The following is a 17,510-nucleotide window of genomic DNA, read 5'->3' on the forward strand; positions in this document are numbered from 1 at the left end:
GCCACAGCGTTCACGGCTTCTTCCCCTCGGGGCACGCCAGCCTCAGCAGCTCCCGTTTGGGGAACAGTCACGGTGACCGTTCCCCAAACGTATGCCCAGGCATCATGCAGCCCTCACGGCCCTACCCCAGCGACCTGTCCGACGCCCGCTGGGCACTCATCCGCCCCACCCTCGAAGACGGGCGCCAGGCCCGCAACGGCATCCGCAAACCCACCCACGACCTGCGCGCCCTGATGAACGCCATCCTCTACGTCGACCGCACCGGCATTCCCTGGCGCTACCTCCCCCACGACTTCCCGCCCCACCAAAGCGTCTACGGCTACTTCGCCCTCTGGGAAGCCGACGGCATCTTCGACCAGCTCACCGGCCTCTTACGCGGCAAAGTCCGCCAAGCCGAAGGCCGCTCAAACGAGCCCAGCGCCTGCCTGATCGACAGTCAGAGCATCAAAACCTCCGCCACCGTCCACCTTGCCAGCCAAGGCATCGACCCGGCCAAGAAAATCATCGGCCGCAAACGGCACATCGCCACCGACACGCTCGGCCTCCTGCTGGCCGTTGCCGTCACCGCCGCCAGCGTCCACGACTCCGTCGCCGGCACCCACCTCCTGACTCGAGTCCGCGCTCGCCATCCCACCATCACCAAAGCCTGGGCCGACAACGGCTACAAGACCAAAGCCGTCGAACACGCCGCCCAGATCGGCATCGGCCTGGAAATCGTCCAACGCGATCCCGCCATCCGCGGCTTCCGCGTCCAACCCCGCCGCTGGGTCATCGAACGCACCCTCGGCTGGCTCATGCCCCGCCGCCTGGCCCGCGACTACGAAACCCACCCTCACCGATCAGCCGCCATGATCCAGCTCGCCGCCATCAACCTCATGACCCGCCGCCTCACCCACGAAAGCACCACCAACTGGCGCGACAGCTAAGCCAAATGAAACAGACAACCGAGAATCAAACGCTCGCTAAGGGCACCCCGTAGAGATGACTGGCCGAGGGCGAGCGCTTCACTGCTCCGACCGGCCGCACCTCCCATGCCCGCCAAGCCTCACGACGAACGAGTCGCATTTTGACCATCGGGACACCGGTTCAGGCATCGCCGCCGCCCCTGTCGAAGGGGAGTATTGACACGGCTCAACCTGCCGTATGCGCGAAATCGCAACGTCCTCGGCAGTCGCCGTCCGACTCTCGACGTGCAGAAAAAGAAAAGGCGATCCTTGCAATGAACCGCTCAGTTCGCATCTCTCTGTCCGCAGCCGCCGTCGCACTCGTGGCCGGCGCGGTGATCGTTCCCTCCGCGTTGGCCACGCCTGAGCACAGCATGCCGAGGCATTCGACGAGCCGGCTATCCGCCCAGGAACTGCGCAACGAGAAGGCCGCCGTGGCCCTGCTGGACCAGGCCTTCAACCAGCACCGTCCTGGCAAGGCCGCCGAGAAGTACATCAGCGCCGACACCTACATCCAGCACAACCCGAACTTCGGGAACGGACGCGATGCCTTCGTCACCGGCGTCACGGGCTACCTGCAGCAGTTCCCGGACTCCTCGCTTACCTTCAAGCGGACCGTCACCCAGGGCGACCTCGTGGTCGTGCAGGGCTTGGCGAAGACGTCGGCCGAGGACCGCGGCACGGTCGAGGTGGACACCTTCCGCTTCGACCGGCACGGTCGGATCGTCGAGCATTGGGACGCCCTGCAGGCGGTCGCGGAGAAGAGCGCCAACGGTAACCCGCAGGTCTGACCCGTCAGGACCACCACAACGCCCGCACCTCCCCTCCGGGAGGTGCGGGCGTTGTGTCCTGCGCCTGCGGGCGGAGTGGTCAGAAGGGGAAGTGGGCCTGCTGGGTCGCGATCGTCACCCAGCGGGTGTTGGAAAACGCCTCGATGCCCCACCGTCCGCCGAACCGGCCGTAGCCGGAGGCCTTCACGCCGCCGAAGGGCGCGTGGGGCTCGTCGGCCACGGACTGGTCGTTGATGTGCACGATGCCCGTCCGGACACGACGGGCGACGCTCAGCCCATGGGTGGCGTTCTCGGTGATGATGCCGCAGGTCAGACCGTTGTCGGTGTCGTTGGCGACGGCCACGGCGGTGTCGTCGTCGCCGAACGTCTCGACGACGCAGACCGGCCCGAAGGCCTCCGCGTAGTACAGGTCCGCCTCCTTGGGAACGCCGGTGAGCACGGTCGCCGGGTGCACCGCGCCCTCCGGTCGTCCGCCACCCGTCAGCACGGTGGCGCCCCTGGCGACCGCGTCCTCCACCAGAGCCGCGACGCGCTGTGCAGCGGAGGCGGTGACCAGGGGGCCCACCACGGTGTGCGGATGGGCGGGGTCCCCGGCCTGGAGGGAGGCGACCTTCGCGGTGAACTTCCGGGTGAACTCCTCGGCCAGCGACTCGTGTACGAGGATGCGGTCGCCGGACATGCAGATCTGCCCGGAGTTCATGAACACGCTGAAGGTGACGGCGTCAACCGCATAGTCCACGTCCGCGTCGTCCAGGACGATCACCGCGTTCTTGCCGCCCAGTTCGAGCACAGCCGGCTTGAGGTGCTTCGCCGCGTGCGTGCCGATGATCCGGCCGACGCCGGTGGAGCCGGTGAAGTTCACGGCACGCACCCGGGGATCGGAGATCAGCACTTCGGCGATCTCCGCCGCGTCCTCACGGGTGTTGGTGACCACGTTGAGTACCCCGTCGGGCAGTCCCGCCTCACGCAGCACGTCCGCGACGAGCAGTCCGCAGGCGATCGGCGCGTCCTCGCTGGGCTTGACGACGACCGTGTTGCCGGCGGCAAGGGGCGCCGCCACGGCCCGGACGCCGAGGATGACCGGAGCGTTCCACGGCGCGAACGCCGCGACCACGCCCAGCGGTTCCCGCACGGCCAGGCCCAGCGCGCCTACCTCCTGTGCGCTGAGCACCTCACCGCGCGGAGCGGTGATGGCGGAGGCCGCCTCCCGCAGGATGTTTGCCGCCAGCGCGACGTTGAAGAACGCCCAGGGCCGGGTGCCGCCGGCCTCGTGGGCCATGATCTCGGCCACCTGCTCGGCACGGGCGTCCAGCAGATCCGCAGCCTTGAGGAAGATCGCGCGACGGGCGAAGGGGGCGAGCGCGGCCCATGCGGCGAACGCCGCGTCGGCGGCGTCCACGGCGTGGGTCACGTCCTTCGGGCCGGCCGCGGCGACGGTCGCGTAAACCTCACCGGTGTAGGGGTTGATGTCCTCGGCGGTGCGGCCGGAGAGGGCGGGCACGTCCTTGCCGCCGATGAAGAGTTCACGGGTGAGAGACATGAGGAGGCTTCTTTCGATACGGGGCAGTCATGGCGGGCCGGGAAGCGCACGAGGTTCAGGCGGGCATGCGGACGATCGGCTTTATGACATCGCCGGCATACGAAGCCTCCAGCGCCTGCTCGATCTGGTCGAAGGCGAACCAGGAGACGAGGCGTTCCATGGGAAAGCGACCCTGGCGGTACAACTCGATGAGCGCGCCGATGAGTTCAGTACTACGACCGCCGCCACCGAGAACACCGACGATGCGCTTGCCCCACAGGGTGGTGAGATGGTCGAGGGTGAACTCGGCTCCCGCCGGGGCACCGCCGATGAGCGCGCAGGTGCCGAGCATGCCGACCGAGTCCGCGGCCTGGCGCACCACGGAGATGATGCCCGTGCACTCCAAAGCGTTGTCGGCGGGCCCGCCGCAGATGTCTTGGACGGCGGTCACGGGGTCCGTGTCGGCGGCGTTCACGGTGTGTGTGGCGCCGAGTTCCGCCGCCAACTCCAGCCGGGAGGTGTGCCTGTCGACCGCGATGATCGTGGTCGCGCCACTGTTGCGAGCCGCCATGACGGCGGCCAGCCCCACCGAGCCGGTGCCATAGATCACGAGACTGGAGCCGGTCTGCGGGCGCAGCGTGTTCAGCACGGCTCCCGCACCGGTCGACAGCCCGCAGGCGAGCGGACCGAGCAGCTCGAGCGGGACGTCGTGCGGGACCTTCACCAGACTGTTGGCCCGCGTCAGGGAGTGCGTGGCGAACGACGACTGGCCGAAGAAGTGTCCGTGCAGGGTGCCACCGTCCGGGCGGCGCAGGGCCGAGGCCTCGGTCCCCGGCCGGACTCCGCTGACGAGGAGTTCGCCGAGCCGGGCGCAGTAACGGGGCTCACCGGCCAGGCAGTTGCGGCACTCGCCGCACCAGGGCCAGCCGATGACTACGTGGTCGCCTTCCCGCACCGACGTGACGCCGGAACCCACCGCGGTCACGACACCGGCGCCTTCGTGGCCGAGCACGCCGGGGGTGGGGAAGGGAAGGTCACCGTGACGTGCCAGGCCGTCGGTGTGGCAGATGCCGGTGGCCGCGATCCGCACGACGACCTCGCTGGCTCCCGGCTCGTCCAACTCGACGTCCCGGAGCTGGAACGGGCCGTCCTGCTTGTCGAAGACGGCGGCTTGTATACGCATGACGGCCTCCCGGACACAGAGAACAGCTCTGTTCGCCTGGTGAAGTGAAGTCCACAGACTGTGGCGGCGTGAGTCTGCGCCCGTCCGGAGTCGGTGTCAATGAAATACGGCCAGTCTGTTCCGTATACAGGGACATGCGTTTCAATTATTCAAACAATCTCAGAGACGCTTCGGATCAGACCTGCGGCCGATGGCCGAGCCGGATGGAGATCTCCGTCGTGGCACGCCGCAAGGGGGCTTCGAGGCGCGACATGACGGATTCCACCGACGCGTTCCACACGGTGAGGTGCACCGCGACGTTGACCGCGGCCACGACGGTGCCGGACCGGTCCCGCACCGGCGCGGCCAGCGACCGCAGTCCGGGCGCGAGTTCCTCGTCGTTGAGTGCGAACCCGGTACGCCTGACCCGGGTCAGCGCCACCATGAGCTGCTCCCGCGCGGTGATGGTTTTCGGCCCGCGTCGGGCGAGGTCCGTGCGGTCGACCAGGTCGCGCAGCACGGCCGGCTCCTGGTGCGCGAGCAGGACTTTGCCCATCGAGGTGCAGTAGGCCGGGAGGCGGGAGCCGACGTGCAGGTGGAGACCCATGGCGAAGGCACCAGCGCGACCGCTGCGCCGCCGGTCGACGTACACGATGTCCGGGCCGTCGAGCGCGGCCATGCTCACGGTGTAGCCGGTCTCGTCCGACAGGGCCTGCAGGAACGGCCCGGCGACGCGGGTGATCTCCATGGAGTTGATCGCCGCGAACCCGAGGTCGACGACCCGGGGCCCGAGGGAGTACTTCCGGGAGTCCGGATCCTGTTGCAGGTAGCCAAGTTTGGCGAGTGTCGCCACGTACCGGTAGGTGGTGCTGCGGTTGAGGCCGACCGCGCGTCCCAGGTCGGAAATCCCCAGTACGGGCCGGGTCTCGCTGAACGACGAGAGGATCAGCAGTCCACGTTCCAGTGACTGGGAGAACCCTGTGGCCGCCGCCTTTGGGGGCATCGCCGCGTCCTCGGCGTCGTCGGCTGCCAGGGGGGTCATGGGCTCGTCGTCGGATGCCGACGGCGGTGTCCGTGAGGTCATGCCGCATGGTAGCGCCGTTTGTTTCATCTACTAGAACACCGCGTTGACTTTCGTGACAGCCGCTCCTACGTTCCCCCCACCTTTGGTTCACCAGGAGGGCAAACATGCCTAAGTCTCCTATGTCCGAACCGTCTCCCGAACCCAGCAGACGCCAGATTCTGCGTACGGCGGGACTCGGTATGTCTGGACTCGCCCTGGCAAGTCCGCTGCTCACCGCCTGCAAGGTTGGCAGCGGCGGCAGCGGCAGCAGCAGCGGAGCGGCCACACTGAAGATCGGATTCGTCAGCCCGCGCACCGGCCCCGCGGCCGGTTTCGGCGAGCCGGACGCGTACGTGCTCAGCCTGGCCCGCAAGGCCTTCGCCAACGGCCTGACCATCGGCGGCAAGAAGTACCAAGTCAAGATCATCGACAAGGACGGCCAGTCCAACCCCCAGCGCGGATCCCAGGTGGCCAACGACCTGATCAACGCCGAGGGCATCGACCTGATGCTCACCACGTCGACGCCGGAGACGGTCAACCCGGTCTCCGACGCCTGCGAGGCCGCCGGCGTCCCGTGCATCTCCACCGTCGTCCCCTGGGAAGCCTGGTACTTCGGCCGTGGAGCCAAGCCAACCCAGAAGCAGGCCTACCAGTACACCTTCCACTTCTGCTTCGGCGTCGAGCAGTTCCACCAGGCCTACACGCATCTGTGGCCGCAGGTGAAGACGAACAGGAAGACCGGGGTCATGTGGCCCAACGACTCGGACGGCAACGCCATCCGGCAGTCACTCGGGCCGCTGCTGCAGAAGGACGGCTACGGCATCGTCGACCCCGGCGCCTACACCGACGGCACCAACGACTACTCGTCGCAGATCGCCAGGTTCAAGTCCGAGGACTGCGAGATCTTCAACACCTTCCCCATCCCTTCCGACTTCGCCACCTTTTGGCGGCAGGCGGCGCAGCAGGGCTACAAGCCCAAGATCGTGCAGGTTGCCAAGACAGGCCTGTTCCCCTCCCAGGTCGAGGCGCTGGGCTCCATCGGCATCGGCATCGCGGGCGGCGCCTACTGGACTCCGACCTTCCCCTACAGCTCCTCCCTCACCAAGATTTCGTCCAAGGACCTCGCCGACGGCTACCAGAAGTCGTCCGGCAAGCAGTGGACCCAGCAACTCGGCCCCAGCCTCGCCCTGTTCGACGCCGCCGCGGCCGCCCTCCAGGCCGCCACCGATCCCAAGGACAAGAAGGCCGTCGCCAAGGCGATCGCCGGCCTCGACGTCGAGACCCCGGTCGGCAGACTCCAGTGGGGTAAGGGCCCGAACGCCAACGTCGTCGCCACCCCCATCCTCGGTGGCCAGTGGGTGCAGGCGGCCAAGGGCAGCCCGTACAAGCTGGACTTCGTCCTGTGCGAGAACTCCAGTGACCCCAACGTCCCCGTCGCCGCGCGGCTGCGCCCGTACACCGCGTGAGCGCCGTGAGCACCCCGGCAGCCGACCCCACGAGGACGGAGGACCTCCCGCACGTCCTCGTGGGGGCCGGCCTCACCCTGAACTACGGTGACCTGCGCGTCCTGGACGGCGTCGACTTCCGCGTCGGCGCAGGCGAGGCGGTCGGCATCGTGGGCCCCAACGGCGCCGGGAAGACCACGCTGTTGAACGCCCTGGCCGGATCGGTGACACCGGACCGGGGCACCATCCACCTCGACGGCCACGACGTCACACCGCTGCGACCGGAGCTGCGGTGCCGCCAGGGGATCGGCCGGGCATTCCAGATCCCGCGCCCCTTCGGCGGGATGACCGTCCTGGAGAACGTCCTGGTCGGCGCCTCCTACGGCACCCGGCTGCCGCGGCGCGCGGCTTACCGAAGGTGCGTCGAAGTCCTGGAACTCTGCGGGCTGATCGACCTCGCCAACCGGCGCGCCGAGAGCCTCGGCCTGCTGCACCGCAAACGGCTCGAACTCGCCCGCTCCCTGGCGACCGACCCGCGCGTCCTGCTCCTCGACGAGATCGGCGGCGGCCTCACCGACGCCGAGGCCGCCGAACTCGTCGGCACCATCAAGCAGTTGCGGACCCTCGGCATCGGCATCGTGTGGATCGAGCACATCGTCCACGTCCTGGTCCAGGTCATCGACCGCCTGGTGTGCATGGACGCCGGACGTGTCCTCGCCGAGGGCGAGCCCGAGGCGGTTCTGCGCGACGCGCATGTCGTCGACGCCTACCTGGGAAGGGGCAGCCATGGCTGACCTGCTGCACGTCTCCCACCTCGACGCCCGCCACGGACTCCTCCCAGCGGTACGGGATCTGTCGCTGACGGTGTCCGACGGCGAGACCGTCGCCCTCGTGGGTGCCAACGGGGCGGGAAAATCGACCTTGTTGCGCACGGTGGCCGGAGCCCACCCGGCCGCCGGAGGAACCATCGCCTTCGACGGGAACGACGTCACTGGCCTGGCGGCGCACCGACGCGTGGCCCGCGGCCTGGCCCTCGTCCCCGAAGGCCGCAAGCTCTTCCCCGACCTCACCGTTGAGGAGAACCTGCTCGTCGCCGGCCGGCGCGCCAGGCCCGGACCCTGGAGCGTCGACACCGTCCTGGACGCCTTCCCCCTCCTGCAGCCCATCCGCCACAAGAGGGCGGGCAGCCTGTCCGGCGGCCAGCAGCAGGCCACCTCCATCGGCCGCGCCCTGATGACCAACCCCAGGCTGCTGCTGGTCGACGAGGTCTCGCTCGGCCTCGCACCGGTCGCCGTCGACGCCGTCTACGAGTCGCTCACGGCACTCATCGCCGACGGCGCCACCGTCATCCTGGTCGAACAGGACCTCAGCCGCGCGATGTCGGTGGCGGACCGCGTGGTCTGCATGCTCGAGGGCCGCGCAGTCCTCGACGCCCCCGCCGGCGAGGTCACCCGCGACCAGGTCACCGACGCCTACTTCGGCCTCGGCCGTGTCAGCACGACCTCCGCCGCGGTCGATACACCGGCGGCCCACCCCACCCCGGAGCGGACATGAGCTGGATCAACGCCATCGTCCAGGGCCTCTTCCTCGGCGGCCTGTACGCCCTCTTCGCCTGCGGCCTGTCCCTGCTGTTCGGCGTCATGCGCATCATCAACCTCGCCCACGGCGACCTCGCCGTCCTCGGCGCGTTCGGGGTCTGGTGGATCTCCACCCAGGCCGACGTGTCACCGTTCCTGGCGCTGCTCGCGGTCCTCCCGGTGATGCTCGCCCTCGGCTACGCCCTCCAGCGCACCGTCCTGGCCCGCAGCCTGCGCGGCGGCGAACTCACCCCGCTGCTGACCACCTTCGGACTCGCCATCGTCCTACAGAACGCCCTGCTGCAGATCTTCTCCCCGGACGTGCGCTCCCTGGGCCCGTCCGTGGGCTCACTGTCGACCGGCAGCTGGAAGATCACCGACCAGCTGTCCGTTCCCTACCTCGGCGTGCTGATCCTCGCCGTCGCCGTCGCCGTCCTCGGCGCACTCCAGTTCCTGCTGCAACGCACCGGATTCGGCCGCGAGATGCGCGCCACCGCCCAGGACCCGGACACCGCGGCCCTCGTGGGCGTACCGGCGGCATCCGTCTACGCCCGAGCCGCCGCGATCGCCGTCGCGGTCGCCGCCCTGGCCGGCACCTTCCTGGCCATCCACTCCACCTTCGACGCCTCCAGCGGCCCGACCCAGCTCATCTTCGCCTTCGAAGCGGTCGTCATCGGCGGCCTCGGATCCCTGTGGGGCACGCTGACCGGCGGCGTCGTCCTCGGCATCGCCCAGACCCTCGGCGCCCAGATCGACCCGCAGTACTCCATCCTCGCCGGGCACCTGGTCTTCCTCCTCATCCTGGCCGGCCCCCGCGGCCGGTTCATCGCCACCCGGAGAGCCCACGCATGACCACAGCAGCCGCCCCCGCCACGCCCGGCACATGGTCCGTCCAGCGTGCCGGCCTCGCCTCTCGCATCGGCTCCGGGGCCCTCGTCCTCGTCGCGCTCGCCCTGTTCGCCGTCCCCCAGATTTTCAGCGCGAACATCGTCCAGCAGCTCACCACCCTGCTGATCTTCCTCATCCTCGCCGTCATGTGGAACGCACTGGCCGGCTACGCCGGGCTCGTCTCGGTCGGCCAGCAGGCATTCATCGGGTTCGGCGCGTACGGCACGATCTACCTCACCCAGCGCGGCATACAGCCGTACCTCGCCGTCGTCCTGGCATCCCTCGCCTCCGCGGTGCTCGCGGCGGTGCTCTCCCTGCTCGTCCTGCGGTTGCGCGGCGGCCAGTTCGCCGTGGGCACCTGGGTCGTCGCCGAGGCGATCGCCCTGTTCGTCATACTCGACCAGAGCCTCGGAGGCGGAACCGGCGTCTCCCTCCAGGGGCTCGGCGGTTACGCCCCCGAAGTGCGCCGCGCCTTCACGTACTGGCTCACCCTCGCCTTCGCCGTCCTCCTGCTCGTCCTGCTCTTCCTCCTGCTGCGACACCGCACCGGAGCAGCTCTGCAGGCGATCCGCGACGACGAGGACGCCGCCGCCTCGCTCGGCGTGCGGGTCAGACCGCTCAAGCTCTTGCTGTTCGTCCTCGCCGGCTTCGGATGCGGTGCCGCGGGTGCCCTCACGCTGGCCAACACGCTGTTCATCCAGCCCCAGTCGATCTTCGGGGTGCAGTGGTCGGCGTACATGATCTTCATGGTGCTGGTAGGCGGTATCGGAACCTTCGAGGGCCCGGTCATCGGTGCCGTCCTCTTCTTCGCCGTGCAGTACTTCTTCGCCGACCAAGGGGCCTGGTACCTCATCGGGCTCGGCCTGGCCGCCGTCGCCTTCGCCCTCTTCCTCCCCCGCGGGCTGTGGAGTCTGCTGGACGACCGGCTCCACGTCCAGGTGCTACCCGTCGGTTACCATCTGCGGCGGCAGGGGGCCCGTCCCCAGTCGTCCAAGAGGGAGACTTGACCAGGTGAACGTTCCTTACCCCATGGCGACGGACGCGGGCCAACCGGATCTCCCGGTCACGGTGCGCCTCCACGTCGGCGGTGAGTGGACCGAGTCGCTGGGCGGAGGAACCTACCCCGACCACGACCCGTGGACCGGATCCGTTATGGCGACGGTCGCCGCGGGTGACGCGGAAGACGCCCGCCGGGCGGTGGACGCCGCCCAGGCGGCCTTCGCCGGGTGGGCCGAGGCGCTGCCGGCCGAGCGCCAGCGGGTCCTGCTGCGCGCGGGTGACATCCTCGACCGCCGCCGCGAGGAGGTTATCGGCCTTCTGACGAGGGAGACGGGGTGCGGCCGCCACTACGCGACGGTCCAGGTGGACTTCAGCGTCTCGTTGCTCCGCCAGGCCGCCGGACTTCCCTACACCGCGGTCGGACAGGTGCTGCCCTCTGACATCCCCGGTACTCGGGCTTTCGCCGTCCGCCAGCCGGTCGGAGTCGTCGCGGCCATCGCCCCGTGGAACGCCTCCCTGGTGCTGTCCGGTCGCAGCGTCGTCGGCCCGATCGCCCTCGGCAATACGGTCGTCCTCAAGCCGTCCGAGGAGTCTCCCCTCACCGGCGGCACGCTCTGGGCGGAGATCTTCGCCGAGGCCGGACTCCCTCCGGGCGTCCTCAACGTGATCACCCACGCCCCCGGCGCCGCCGGTGCCATAGCGGACGCGCTGCTCTCCCATCCCGCGGTGCGCCGCGTCAACTTCACCGGCTCCACGCCCACCGGCCGCCGCCTCGCCGAGACGGCCGGCCGCCACCTCAAGCGCGTCGTCCTCCAGCTCAGTGGCCAGAACCCGCTCCTCGTCCTCGCCGACGCCGACCTGCCGTACGCGGTCGACGCCGCGATCTACGGCGCGTTCGTGCACCAGGGACAGGTGTGCATGTGCGCCCGCCGTATCTACGTCGAGCGGCCGATCGCGGAGGAGTTCACCCGCCTCTTCACCGAGAAGGCGGCGGCGTTGCCCGTCGGTGACCCGCACGATCCGCGCACCGTGGTCGGACCGGTGATCAACAATTGGGCGCTGTCGCTCCTGGACCGTCGCGTCGAGGAGGCCGTCTCGATGGGCGCCCGTCTTCTGACCGGGGGAGTGGCCGAGCCGCCGTGTTACCCGCCCACCGTCCTGACCGACGTCCCCGAAGACGCCGAACTCGCCTTCGACGAGACCTTCGGCCCGGTCGTGATCCTGGAGACGGTGGACGACGCCGACCATGCGGTGGAGCGCGCGAACGCCTCCCGCTACGGGCTGACCGCGGGCGTCCTAACCAGCGACGCCCATCGAGGACTGGACATCGCCCGCCGTCTCGAGGCGGGAATAGTGCATGTCAACGACCAACCGGTCAACGACGAGCCGAGCATGCCCTTCGGCGGTGTGAAGGAGAGCGGCTGGGGCCGCTTCGGTACGGGCTTCGCGGCAGAGGAGTTCACCGGACTCCGCTGGATCACGCTGCGCGGGGAGCCTCGCGGCTTCCCGTTCTGACGGGGTCGCAGCCGAGCTCGGCGCCCGGCCGTCAGTCAGCCTCCAATGCTTCAAGTACCTCGGGGATCCGACAAAGGAAGAGGCATTCGCATGTCCACTGTCGCCAAGGACACGCTCGTCACCGCGCGGAGCGCCGCGGTCCAGCAGCCGACGGACCGAGTCGTCGTCGAGCGGAGCCTCCATCGGGCGCTGAGCATGGGCGATCCTCGACGCTCGTGACGCACCGCAGCGCCGCGGCGGGTTCCCCGGGTCGGCTACGTACTGGTACGAGCCAGTGCCTCCATCGGGTTCGCGAGGATGGTGGAGAAGGCGAGCTCCGCGGCGCCGATGAGGATGGCGTTGTCGCCGAGCTCGCCGACGCGGAGCCGCAGGTTTTCACGGGAAGCTGCCAGCGCGTGGCTGTTGATGCGGCTGCGGATCTGGGCGGCCGAGCCGAGGAACACCTCGCGGAGTGTGCCGCCGAAGAGGACGGTTCGCGGGTTGAGGATGTTGACCAGGTTGGCGACGCCGAGGCCGAGCCAGTCGCCGATGTCGTGCAGGGCGGCACGGGCGCTGAAGTCGCCCCGGTCGGCTGCCTCGACGAGGGCTCGTACGGCCTCCCGCCCCGTGGCCGACGGGTCGCGCTGTGCGGCCTCCAGCAGAGCGCGTTCACCGGCTTCGGCTTCGAGACAGCCGCGCCCCCCGCACCCGCAGGGCCTGCCGGCCCGCGGGTTGACGACCATGTGCCCGATCTCCCCGCCGTATCCGCTGTCCCCGTCCAGGAGCTGGCCGCCTGTGATGACGCCGCCGCCGATACCGATGTCGCCGTGCAGGTACACGAGGTCCTGGCAGTCGGTCCCAGCGCCACGCACATGTTCGGCGAGGGCACCAAGGCTGGCCTCGTTCCCGACCGAGACGGGAAGGCTGAGGTCCAGCCGGCGGGTGAGGCGTTCGCCGAACTCCTCGTCCTTCCAGTCGATGTAGGGTGCGGCACGGACTATGCCGTCGGGTCGGCGCACCATTCCGCGAACCGCGGCGGCCACGCCGACGCAGACGGTTCCGCGCCGTGCGGTGTCCATCATCTGGTGGGCGAAACCGGTGAGGACTTCCGTGACGTGGCCGGCGTCACGATGGCCCGGGCGCAAGCGGGCCTCCCTGCGGTCGAGGAAGACTCCGCCGAGACCGATGCGGGCGGCGCTCAGCCGGTCCACGCCGACGTCGAAGGCGAGGACGTACGCCTGGTCGGACTCGGGCCGCACCACCAGGGACGGCCGGCCCGCCCTGCCCGTGTCACGGGGCAGTTCTTCACGGACCAGGCCGACCGAGGCCAGCTCATTGACCAGACCTAGGATGGTGCTGCGGTTGAGTCCCATACGCTCGGCCAGGACCGCCCGTGACACGGATCCGTCGGTGTGCACATGGCGGAGCACGGTGCCAAGGTTGTGCTGGCGGATCTCTTCCTGCGAGGGACCGGCCTTCATGGTGCCTCAGACCTCATCGTTGTACGGCCCGGCGGCGGGACAGCGCGTCCACGCCAGCGGCCACCAGCAGAACCGAACCGGTGACAGCGTACTTGACTCCTGAGCTGTAGCCCATCAGACCCATGCCGTTCTGAATGACAGCGACGACCATGCCACCGAGCACGGCGTCCACGACCCTGCCCCGCCCGCCGAAGAGGCTGGTTCCGCCGATCACCGCGGCGCCGACCGCCAGCAGCAGCACGTTGCTGCCACCGGTGTTGGGGTCGACCGAGTTGCCCCGGGACGCGGCGATGATGCCGCCGACCGCGGCGAGGGACGAGCAGATGACGAACGCCGAGACACGGATGGTGGCCACGTTGATGCCGGCTCGCCGGGCCGCCTCGGCATTGCCGCCCACCGCGTAGATGTGCAGGCCGAACGAGGTGCGCTGGAGCAGGAACGTACCGGCGACGAGTAGGACGGCGATGACCGGCACCACGATCGGCACGCCTTTGAGCGAGTCGACGATGACGTTGCGGCTGCGCTCCTGGTTGAGCAGGTGGACGGCGACCGCGCCGAGCGCCGCCAGGCCGCCGATCCTGACCGCGAGCAGGGTGGTCGGAGTGGTGGCGAGTCCGCGGTGCCGGCGGTTGCGGGCCTGCCGGAATTGTGTCGCCGCGTAGGCCGCGACGCTGACGGCGAGCAGTGCCCAACCGAACGTGGGGGAGAGGTTGTTGTTGGCGACGGCCAGGACTGTCTGGTCCTGGATGGAGATGTTGGTGCCTTCCTTGAGAAGGATCAGCACGATGCCCTGGAAGCCGAGGAAGGCGGCCAGGGTGACCACGAAGGAGGGGATGCCGACCTTCGCCACCAGGACGCCGAGCAGGAGGCCGATGAGCGTGCCGGTGAGGATGGCCGCGCCGACGGCGCCGTACCAGGGCCACCCGTGGTCGGTGAGCAGGATGGCCAGGACGGCGGCACAGACACCGCTGGCGTACCCCGCGGACAGGTCGATCTCGCCGAGGAGCAGGACGAAGACCAGCCCCATGGCGATGGCGATGCTGCCAGCGCCCTGGGTCAGCAGGTTGGCGAAGTTCAACTCGGACAGGAAGACCGGGCGCAGGGCCGCGAAGAACACGCAGAGGACGATCAGGCCGAGGACGGCGGGGAGAGCCCCCAACTCGCCGCCGCGTACCCGTTCGACGTAGGTGCGGGCCGCGGAGCGCAGACTTCCGGCGTCGGCCGCTGCTTCTCTCCTCGACGTACCGGAGCTGTCCGGCATCTCTGGCTTCTCGGGGGCGACGGCGGTGGTCATGCGGTGGCTCCGTTGGTGGTGGCGAGGCCGAGGTCTCCGCTGCGGCCTGAGGTGATGAGTTCGACGACCTGGGCGTGCGTGACGTCGGACGTCCGGACCTGGGCCGCCATCCGGCCCAGGTAGAGGGCGGCGATCCGGTCGGACACCGCGAAGACGTCGTTCATGTTGTGCGAGATCAGGACCACGGCAAGGCCGTTGTCGGCGAGCCGCCGGACCAGTTCGAGGACCTGCGCGGTCTGCGCCACACCGAGCGCGGCGGTCGGCTCGTCCAGGATGACCACTTTGCTGTTCCACAGCACGGCCTTGGCGATGGCCACGGTCTGCCGCTGGCCGCCAGAGAGGCTGGAGACCTGCTGGCGGATGGACTTGACGGTGCGGACCGAGAGTCCTTCGAGGGTCTTGACGGCCATCTCCTCCATCGTCGCGTCGTCCAGGACGAGGCCCCGGCGTTTTTCGCGACCGAGGAACATGTTCTGCACGATGTCGAGGTTGTCGCAGAGGGCCAGGTCTTGATACACGATCTCGACGCCCAGGGCTGCCGTGTCGCGCGGGCTGTGCACCTGTACCTTCTCGCCCTCGAACCAGTACTCGCCGCCGTCGATCGGGTGGATCCCGCCGATGCACTTGACCAGGGTGGACTTGCCGGCTCCGTTGTCGCCGACGAGGGCGGTCACCTCGCCCGGGTGGACGTCGAAGGACACGCCGTGCAGCACCTGTACCGGGCCGAAACTCTTGTCGATCCCGCGCAGTCGGAGGATCGGGGTCGCTGTCATGGGAGACGGCTCCTTACGGTCGTGAGATCGCGGGCCCCGGGTGTCAGGGGTTCCCGGGGCCCGCGGTGGGCCGGTCCGGACCGGCCGTTCATGGGACTACTTGATGCCGGCCTTCGTGCACAGGGCGGCGTACTTGCCCGTGCACAGTTCGTCCTTGGTGACGAAGCCGTCGGCCACGACGTCCTTGACGTTGTCCTTGTAGATGGCCACCGGAGTCTCCAGTACGGCCGCCACCTTGCGCTTGCCCTCGGGGTCCTCGACGGTCGCGTTCGTCTCGCCCTTCTCGCCCTTGGCGAGCGAGATGGCGAGCTTGGCGGTGGCGTCCGCCTCCTTCTTGACCGCCTTGTACACGGTCATGCACTGGTCGCCCGCGAGGATGTTCTGCAGGCCCTGCACGGTGGCGTCCTGCCCGGTGACCGGGACCTCGCCGTTGCGGTTCTGCTTGCGCAGGACGGCGATGGCCGCGTTGCCGAGACCGTCGTTGGCGGCGAGCACACCGCCGATCTTTGGCTGGCTGGTGAGCATCTGCTCGAAGATGGTGCCGGCCTGGGCGTTGTCCCAGTCGGGGACGGACTGGTCCGGGCCCTTGACGTACTCGCCCGACTTGTACTTGGGCTCGAGGACGCTGTTGTAGCCGTTGGCGAAGAGGGTGGCGTTGTTGTCGGTCGGAGAGCCGTTGAGCGTGGCGATGACCGGCTTCTTCGCCTTCATGTTGCTCAGGCACTTGCTGAGGCCCTCGCCCTGCAGCTTGCCGACTTCGGTGTTGTCGAAGCTCACGTAGTACTGGGCGGAGCCGCCGAGGGTGAGCCGGTCGTAGTCGATGGTGGCGACGCCCTGGGCCTTGGCCTTGTCCAGGACGGCCTTTCCGGTGCCGCTGTCCAGGTTCACGATCACCAGTACGTTGACGCCGTTGGTGATCATCTGGTCGGCGATGGTCTGGAACTGCTGCTTGTCACCCTGCGCGTTCTGGATGTCGTAGTCGACGCCCGCCGCCTTGAACGCCTCGCCGAGGTACTTGCGGTCCGCGGTCTCCCAGCGCGCCGAGGACTTGCTGTCCGGGAGGATGACGCCGATCTTCGGCTTCTTGGCATCGGAGCCGGAGGAGCTGTCGCTCGACGAGGAGCCGCCGCAGGCGGTGAGCGAGCTGACCAGCGCCACCGAGGCGGCGGTGAGGAGGAGTCCCTTGCGCATGGGCAGGGTCCTTTCTGGTGTTACGGCCGGACGACCGGACGCACGAGGGTGGTGAGGAAGAAGGCGAGAAGCGCGTTCTCGGCGGAATAGCCGGGTCTCAGACGATCCGCCCGGCTGAATGTTGTGAGCGGGAACTTACGGCGCTCGGCATCTCGCGCGCCAGAGCTTAGGGACCAGAATTTGTTGTCTTCAATAACAATCAGGTGACGTTGCCGAAACGAGCCCCCTTCTTAGGCCGGCCCCTCCCTGGGAGCGCTCGACTGACGGTGCGTCAGCCGATTCGCCGGGCCGGCATTTGTTACGAAACGTTTCGTGGTCCACTCCGCCCTCACCGGCGAGCTTCGCAAGGTGTGTCGCACTTGATCAACGGCCCCAACAGACGAACGTGCTGGGATACCGGATGGTGAGGGGCCAAAGCGGGAACAGGGACTGCTTCCCTCTCTGTTCGGCCGTCGACTGACGGCGGTGGACCACCACAGCGTGACCTGGTGCCGAGCCCTACTCAACGAGGACGGCGTTCTGTCCGGCGCGGCGGTCCTTGGCGGTCGGCTCGATCACGGAGATGCACCTGTACCCGGGCGCCTTCCACGGCTCCGCCCAGGGCAGCGAGGCGGCTGTCGCCCTGGCGAGGGCCTCCGGCAGACCAGCACCTTGCACCAAGGTGCTGGGGACAGAGGCCGAGCCCTCGCAGGCATGACGCAGCGTGCGGGGGGGGGGGGGGGGGGGGGGGGGCCCGCGGGGGGGGGGGGGGGGGGGTGTGGGGGGGGGGGGGCGGGGGGGGGCGGGGGGGGGGGGGGTGGGGGGGGGGGGGCGGGGGGGGGGGGGGGGGGGGGGCGGGGCCTGGGGGTCGGCTCGGGCGGTGGCGTCGGCTTGGGCGGCGGCTCCGGTT

Annotated in this window: 16 protein-coding genes; 9 read left to right on the forward strand and 7 right to left on the reverse strand. The window is 69.1% G+C overall.

The genetic code is table 11. From position 1 onward, the window contains the following. Window positions 1-104: 104 nt before the first annotated feature. Window positions 105-926, forward strand: coding sequence for an IS5 family transposase (locus tag ACIBTS_RS48315; protein ID WP_399328217.1), 822 nt, complete (start codon window positions 105-107; stop codon window positions 924-926). A 293-nt stretch (window positions 927-1,219) separates the two neighbouring features. Then, complete coding sequence (locus ACIBTS_RS48320) at window positions 1,220-1,735, forward strand: nuclear transport factor 2 family protein (RefSeq protein ID WP_399328219.1); 516 nt, start codon at window positions 1,220-1,222, stop codon at window positions 1,733-1,735. Window positions 1,736-1,814: 79 nt separating this feature from the next. On the opposite strand, the gene ACIBTS_RS48325 is transcribed toward ACIBTS_RS48320, so the two are convergent. The 3 genes from ACIBTS_RS48325 to ACIBTS_RS48335 form a co-directional block, all read right to left on the reverse strand. Next, entirely contained in the window at window positions 1,815-3,275 is a 1,461-nt protein-coding gene (locus tag ACIBTS_RS48325; protein ID WP_399328221.1) for an aldehyde dehydrogenase family protein, read from the reverse strand. 55 nt (window positions 3,276-3,330) lie between these two features. Next, entirely contained in the window at window positions 3,331-4,437 is a 1,107-nt protein-coding gene (locus ACIBTS_RS48330; RefSeq protein WP_399328223.1) for an NAD(P)-dependent alcohol dehydrogenase, read from the reverse strand. Between the two features lie 175 nt (window positions 4,438-4,612). Beyond that, the gene (locus ACIBTS_RS48335) at window positions 4,613-5,458 is read right to left on the reverse strand and encodes an IclR family transcriptional regulator (protein WP_399328225.1); all 846 of its coding nucleotides are present in this window, start codon (window positions 5,456-5,458) and stop codon (window positions 4,613-4,615) included. A gap of 221 nt (window positions 5,459-5,679) precedes the next feature. Here ACIBTS_RS48335 and ACIBTS_RS48340 point away from each other — a divergent pair, with 221 nt between their 5' ends. The 7 genes from ACIBTS_RS48340 (at window position 5,680) to ACIBTS_RS48370 (ending at window position 12,122) form a co-directional block, all read left to right on the forward strand. Further along, the gene (locus ACIBTS_RS48340; RefSeq protein ID WP_399328227.1) at window positions 5,680-6,945 is read left to right on the forward strand and encodes an ABC transporter substrate-binding protein; all 1,266 of its coding nucleotides are present in this window, start codon (window positions 5,680-5,682) and stop codon (window positions 6,943-6,945) included. Window positions 6,946-6,950: 5 nt separating this feature from the next. Further along, complete coding sequence (locus ACIBTS_RS48345) at window positions 6,951-7,718, forward strand: ABC transporter ATP-binding protein (RefSeq protein ID WP_399328229.1); 768 nt, start codon at window positions 6,951-6,953, stop codon at window positions 7,716-7,718. Next, window positions 7,711-8,478, forward strand: coding sequence for an ABC transporter ATP-binding protein (locus ACIBTS_RS48350; protein WP_399328231.1), 768 nt, complete (start codon window positions 7,711-7,713; stop codon window positions 8,476-8,478). The genes ACIBTS_RS48345 and ACIBTS_RS48350 overlap by 8 nt, the downstream gene beginning before the upstream one ends. Beyond that, on the forward strand, window positions 8,475-9,353 hold the full coding sequence (locus ACIBTS_RS48355; protein ID WP_399328233.1) for a branched-chain amino acid ABC transporter permease: 879 nt from the start codon (window positions 8,475-8,477) through the stop codon (window positions 9,351-9,353). Before ACIBTS_RS48350 ends, ACIBTS_RS48355 begins: the two co-directional genes overlap by 4 nt. Further along, entirely contained in the window at window positions 9,350-10,396 is a 1,047-nt protein-coding gene (locus tag ACIBTS_RS48360) for a branched-chain amino acid ABC transporter permease (RefSeq protein ID WP_399328235.1), read from the forward strand. Before ACIBTS_RS48355 ends, ACIBTS_RS48360 begins: the two co-directional genes overlap by 4 nt. A gap of 4 nt (window positions 10,397-10,400) precedes the next feature. After that, window positions 10,401-11,903: an aldehyde dehydrogenase family protein gene (locus tag ACIBTS_RS48365; protein WP_399328237.1), complete on the forward strand. Its 1,503-nt coding sequence runs from the start codon at window positions 10,401-10,403 to the stop codon at window positions 11,901-11,903. Between the two features lie 90 nt (window positions 11,904-11,993). Continuing rightward, window positions 11,994-12,122 carry a hypothetical protein gene (locus ACIBTS_RS48370; RefSeq protein WP_399328239.1) on the forward strand — a complete coding sequence of 43 codons (129 nt, stop codon included), beginning with the start codon at window positions 11,994-11,996 and terminating at the stop codon, window positions 12,120-12,122. Window positions 12,123-12,157: 35 nt separating this feature from the next. Here the strand turns inward: ACIBTS_RS48370 and ACIBTS_RS48375 are convergent, their stop codons facing one another. The 4 genes from ACIBTS_RS48375 to ACIBTS_RS48390 form a co-directional block, all read right to left on the reverse strand. Beyond that, the gene (locus ACIBTS_RS48375; RefSeq protein ID WP_399328241.1) at window positions 12,158-13,363 is read right to left on the reverse strand and encodes an ROK family protein; all 1,206 of its coding nucleotides are present in this window, start codon (window positions 13,361-13,363) and stop codon (window positions 12,158-12,160) included. A 13-nt stretch (window positions 13,364-13,376) separates the two neighbouring features. Further along, window positions 13,377-14,657, reverse strand: a complete 1,281-nt coding sequence (locus ACIBTS_RS48380) for a sugar ABC transporter permease (RefSeq protein WP_399328243.1) — start codon at window positions 14,655-14,657, stop codon at window positions 13,377-13,379. After that, window positions 14,654-15,430 (reverse strand): ATP-binding cassette domain-containing protein, encoded by a 777-nt coding sequence (locus tag ACIBTS_RS48385; RefSeq protein WP_399328245.1) that lies wholly within the window; start codon window positions 15,428-15,430, stop codon window positions 14,654-14,656. The genes ACIBTS_RS48380 and ACIBTS_RS48385 overlap by 4 nt, the downstream gene beginning before the upstream one ends. A gap of 96 nt (window positions 15,431-15,526) precedes the next feature. Continuing rightward, entirely contained in the window at window positions 15,527-16,621 is a 1,095-nt protein-coding gene (locus ACIBTS_RS48390) for a sugar ABC transporter substrate-binding protein (RefSeq protein ID WP_399328247.1), read from the reverse strand. Window positions 16,622-17,510: the final 889 nt, after the last annotated feature.

Source organism: Streptomyces sp. NPDC050121, from assembly GCF_044460385.1.
GTDB lineage: Bacteria > Actinomycetota > Actinomycetes > Streptomycetales > Streptomycetaceae > Streptomyces > Streptomyces soliscabiei.

Coding starts and splice junctions, on each gene's coding strand:
- ACIBTS_RS48335 (WP_399328225.1), bottom strand. CDS start 5,458: ATGACCCCCCTGGCAGCCGACGACGCCGAGGACGCGGCGATGCCCCCA.
- ACIBTS_RS48320 (WP_399328219.1), top strand. CDS start 1,220: ATGAACCGCTCAGTTCGCATCTCTCTGTCCGCAGCCGCCGTCGCACTC.
- ACIBTS_RS48385 (WP_399328245.1), bottom strand. CDS start 15,430: ATGACAGCGACCCCGATCCTCCGACTGCGCGGGATCGACAAGAGTTTC.
- ACIBTS_RS48350 (WP_399328231.1), top strand. CDS start 7,711: ATGGCTGACCTGCTGCACGTCTCCCACCTCGACGCCCGCCACGGACTC.
- ACIBTS_RS48375 (WP_399328241.1), bottom strand. CDS start 13,363: ATGAAGGCCGGTCCCTCGCAGGAAGAGATCCGCCAGCACAACCTTGGC.
- ACIBTS_RS48315 (WP_399328217.1), top strand. CDS start 105: ATGCAGCCCTCACGGCCCTACCCCAGCGACCTGTCCGACGCCCGCTGG.
- ACIBTS_RS48360 (WP_399328235.1), top strand. CDS start 9,350: ATGACCACAGCAGCCGCCCCCGCCACGCCCGGCACATGGTCCGTCCAG.
- ACIBTS_RS48340 (WP_399328227.1), top strand. CDS start 5,680: ATGTCTGGACTCGCCCTGGCAAGTCCGCTGCTCACCGCCTGCAAGGTT.
- ACIBTS_RS48325 (WP_399328221.1), bottom strand. CDS start 3,275: ATGTCTCTCACCCGTGAACTCTTCATCGGCGGCAAGGACGTGCCCGCC.
- ACIBTS_RS48330 (WP_399328223.1), bottom strand. CDS start 4,437: ATGCGTATACAAGCCGCCGTCTTCGACAAGCAGGACGGCCCGTTCCAG.
- ACIBTS_RS48370 (WP_399328239.1), top strand. CDS start 11,994: ATGTCCACTGTCGCCAAGGACACGCTCGTCACCGCGCGGAGCGCCGCG.
- ACIBTS_RS48390 (WP_399328247.1), bottom strand. CDS start 16,621: ATGCGCAAGGGACTCCTCCTCACCGCCGCCTCGGTGGCGCTGGTCAGC.
- ACIBTS_RS48355 (WP_399328233.1), top strand. CDS start 8,475: ATGAGCTGGATCAACGCCATCGTCCAGGGCCTCTTCCTCGGCGGCCTG.
- ACIBTS_RS48380 (WP_399328243.1), bottom strand. CDS start 14,657: ATGACCACCGCCGTCGCCCCCGAGAAGCCAGAGATGCCGGACAGCTCC.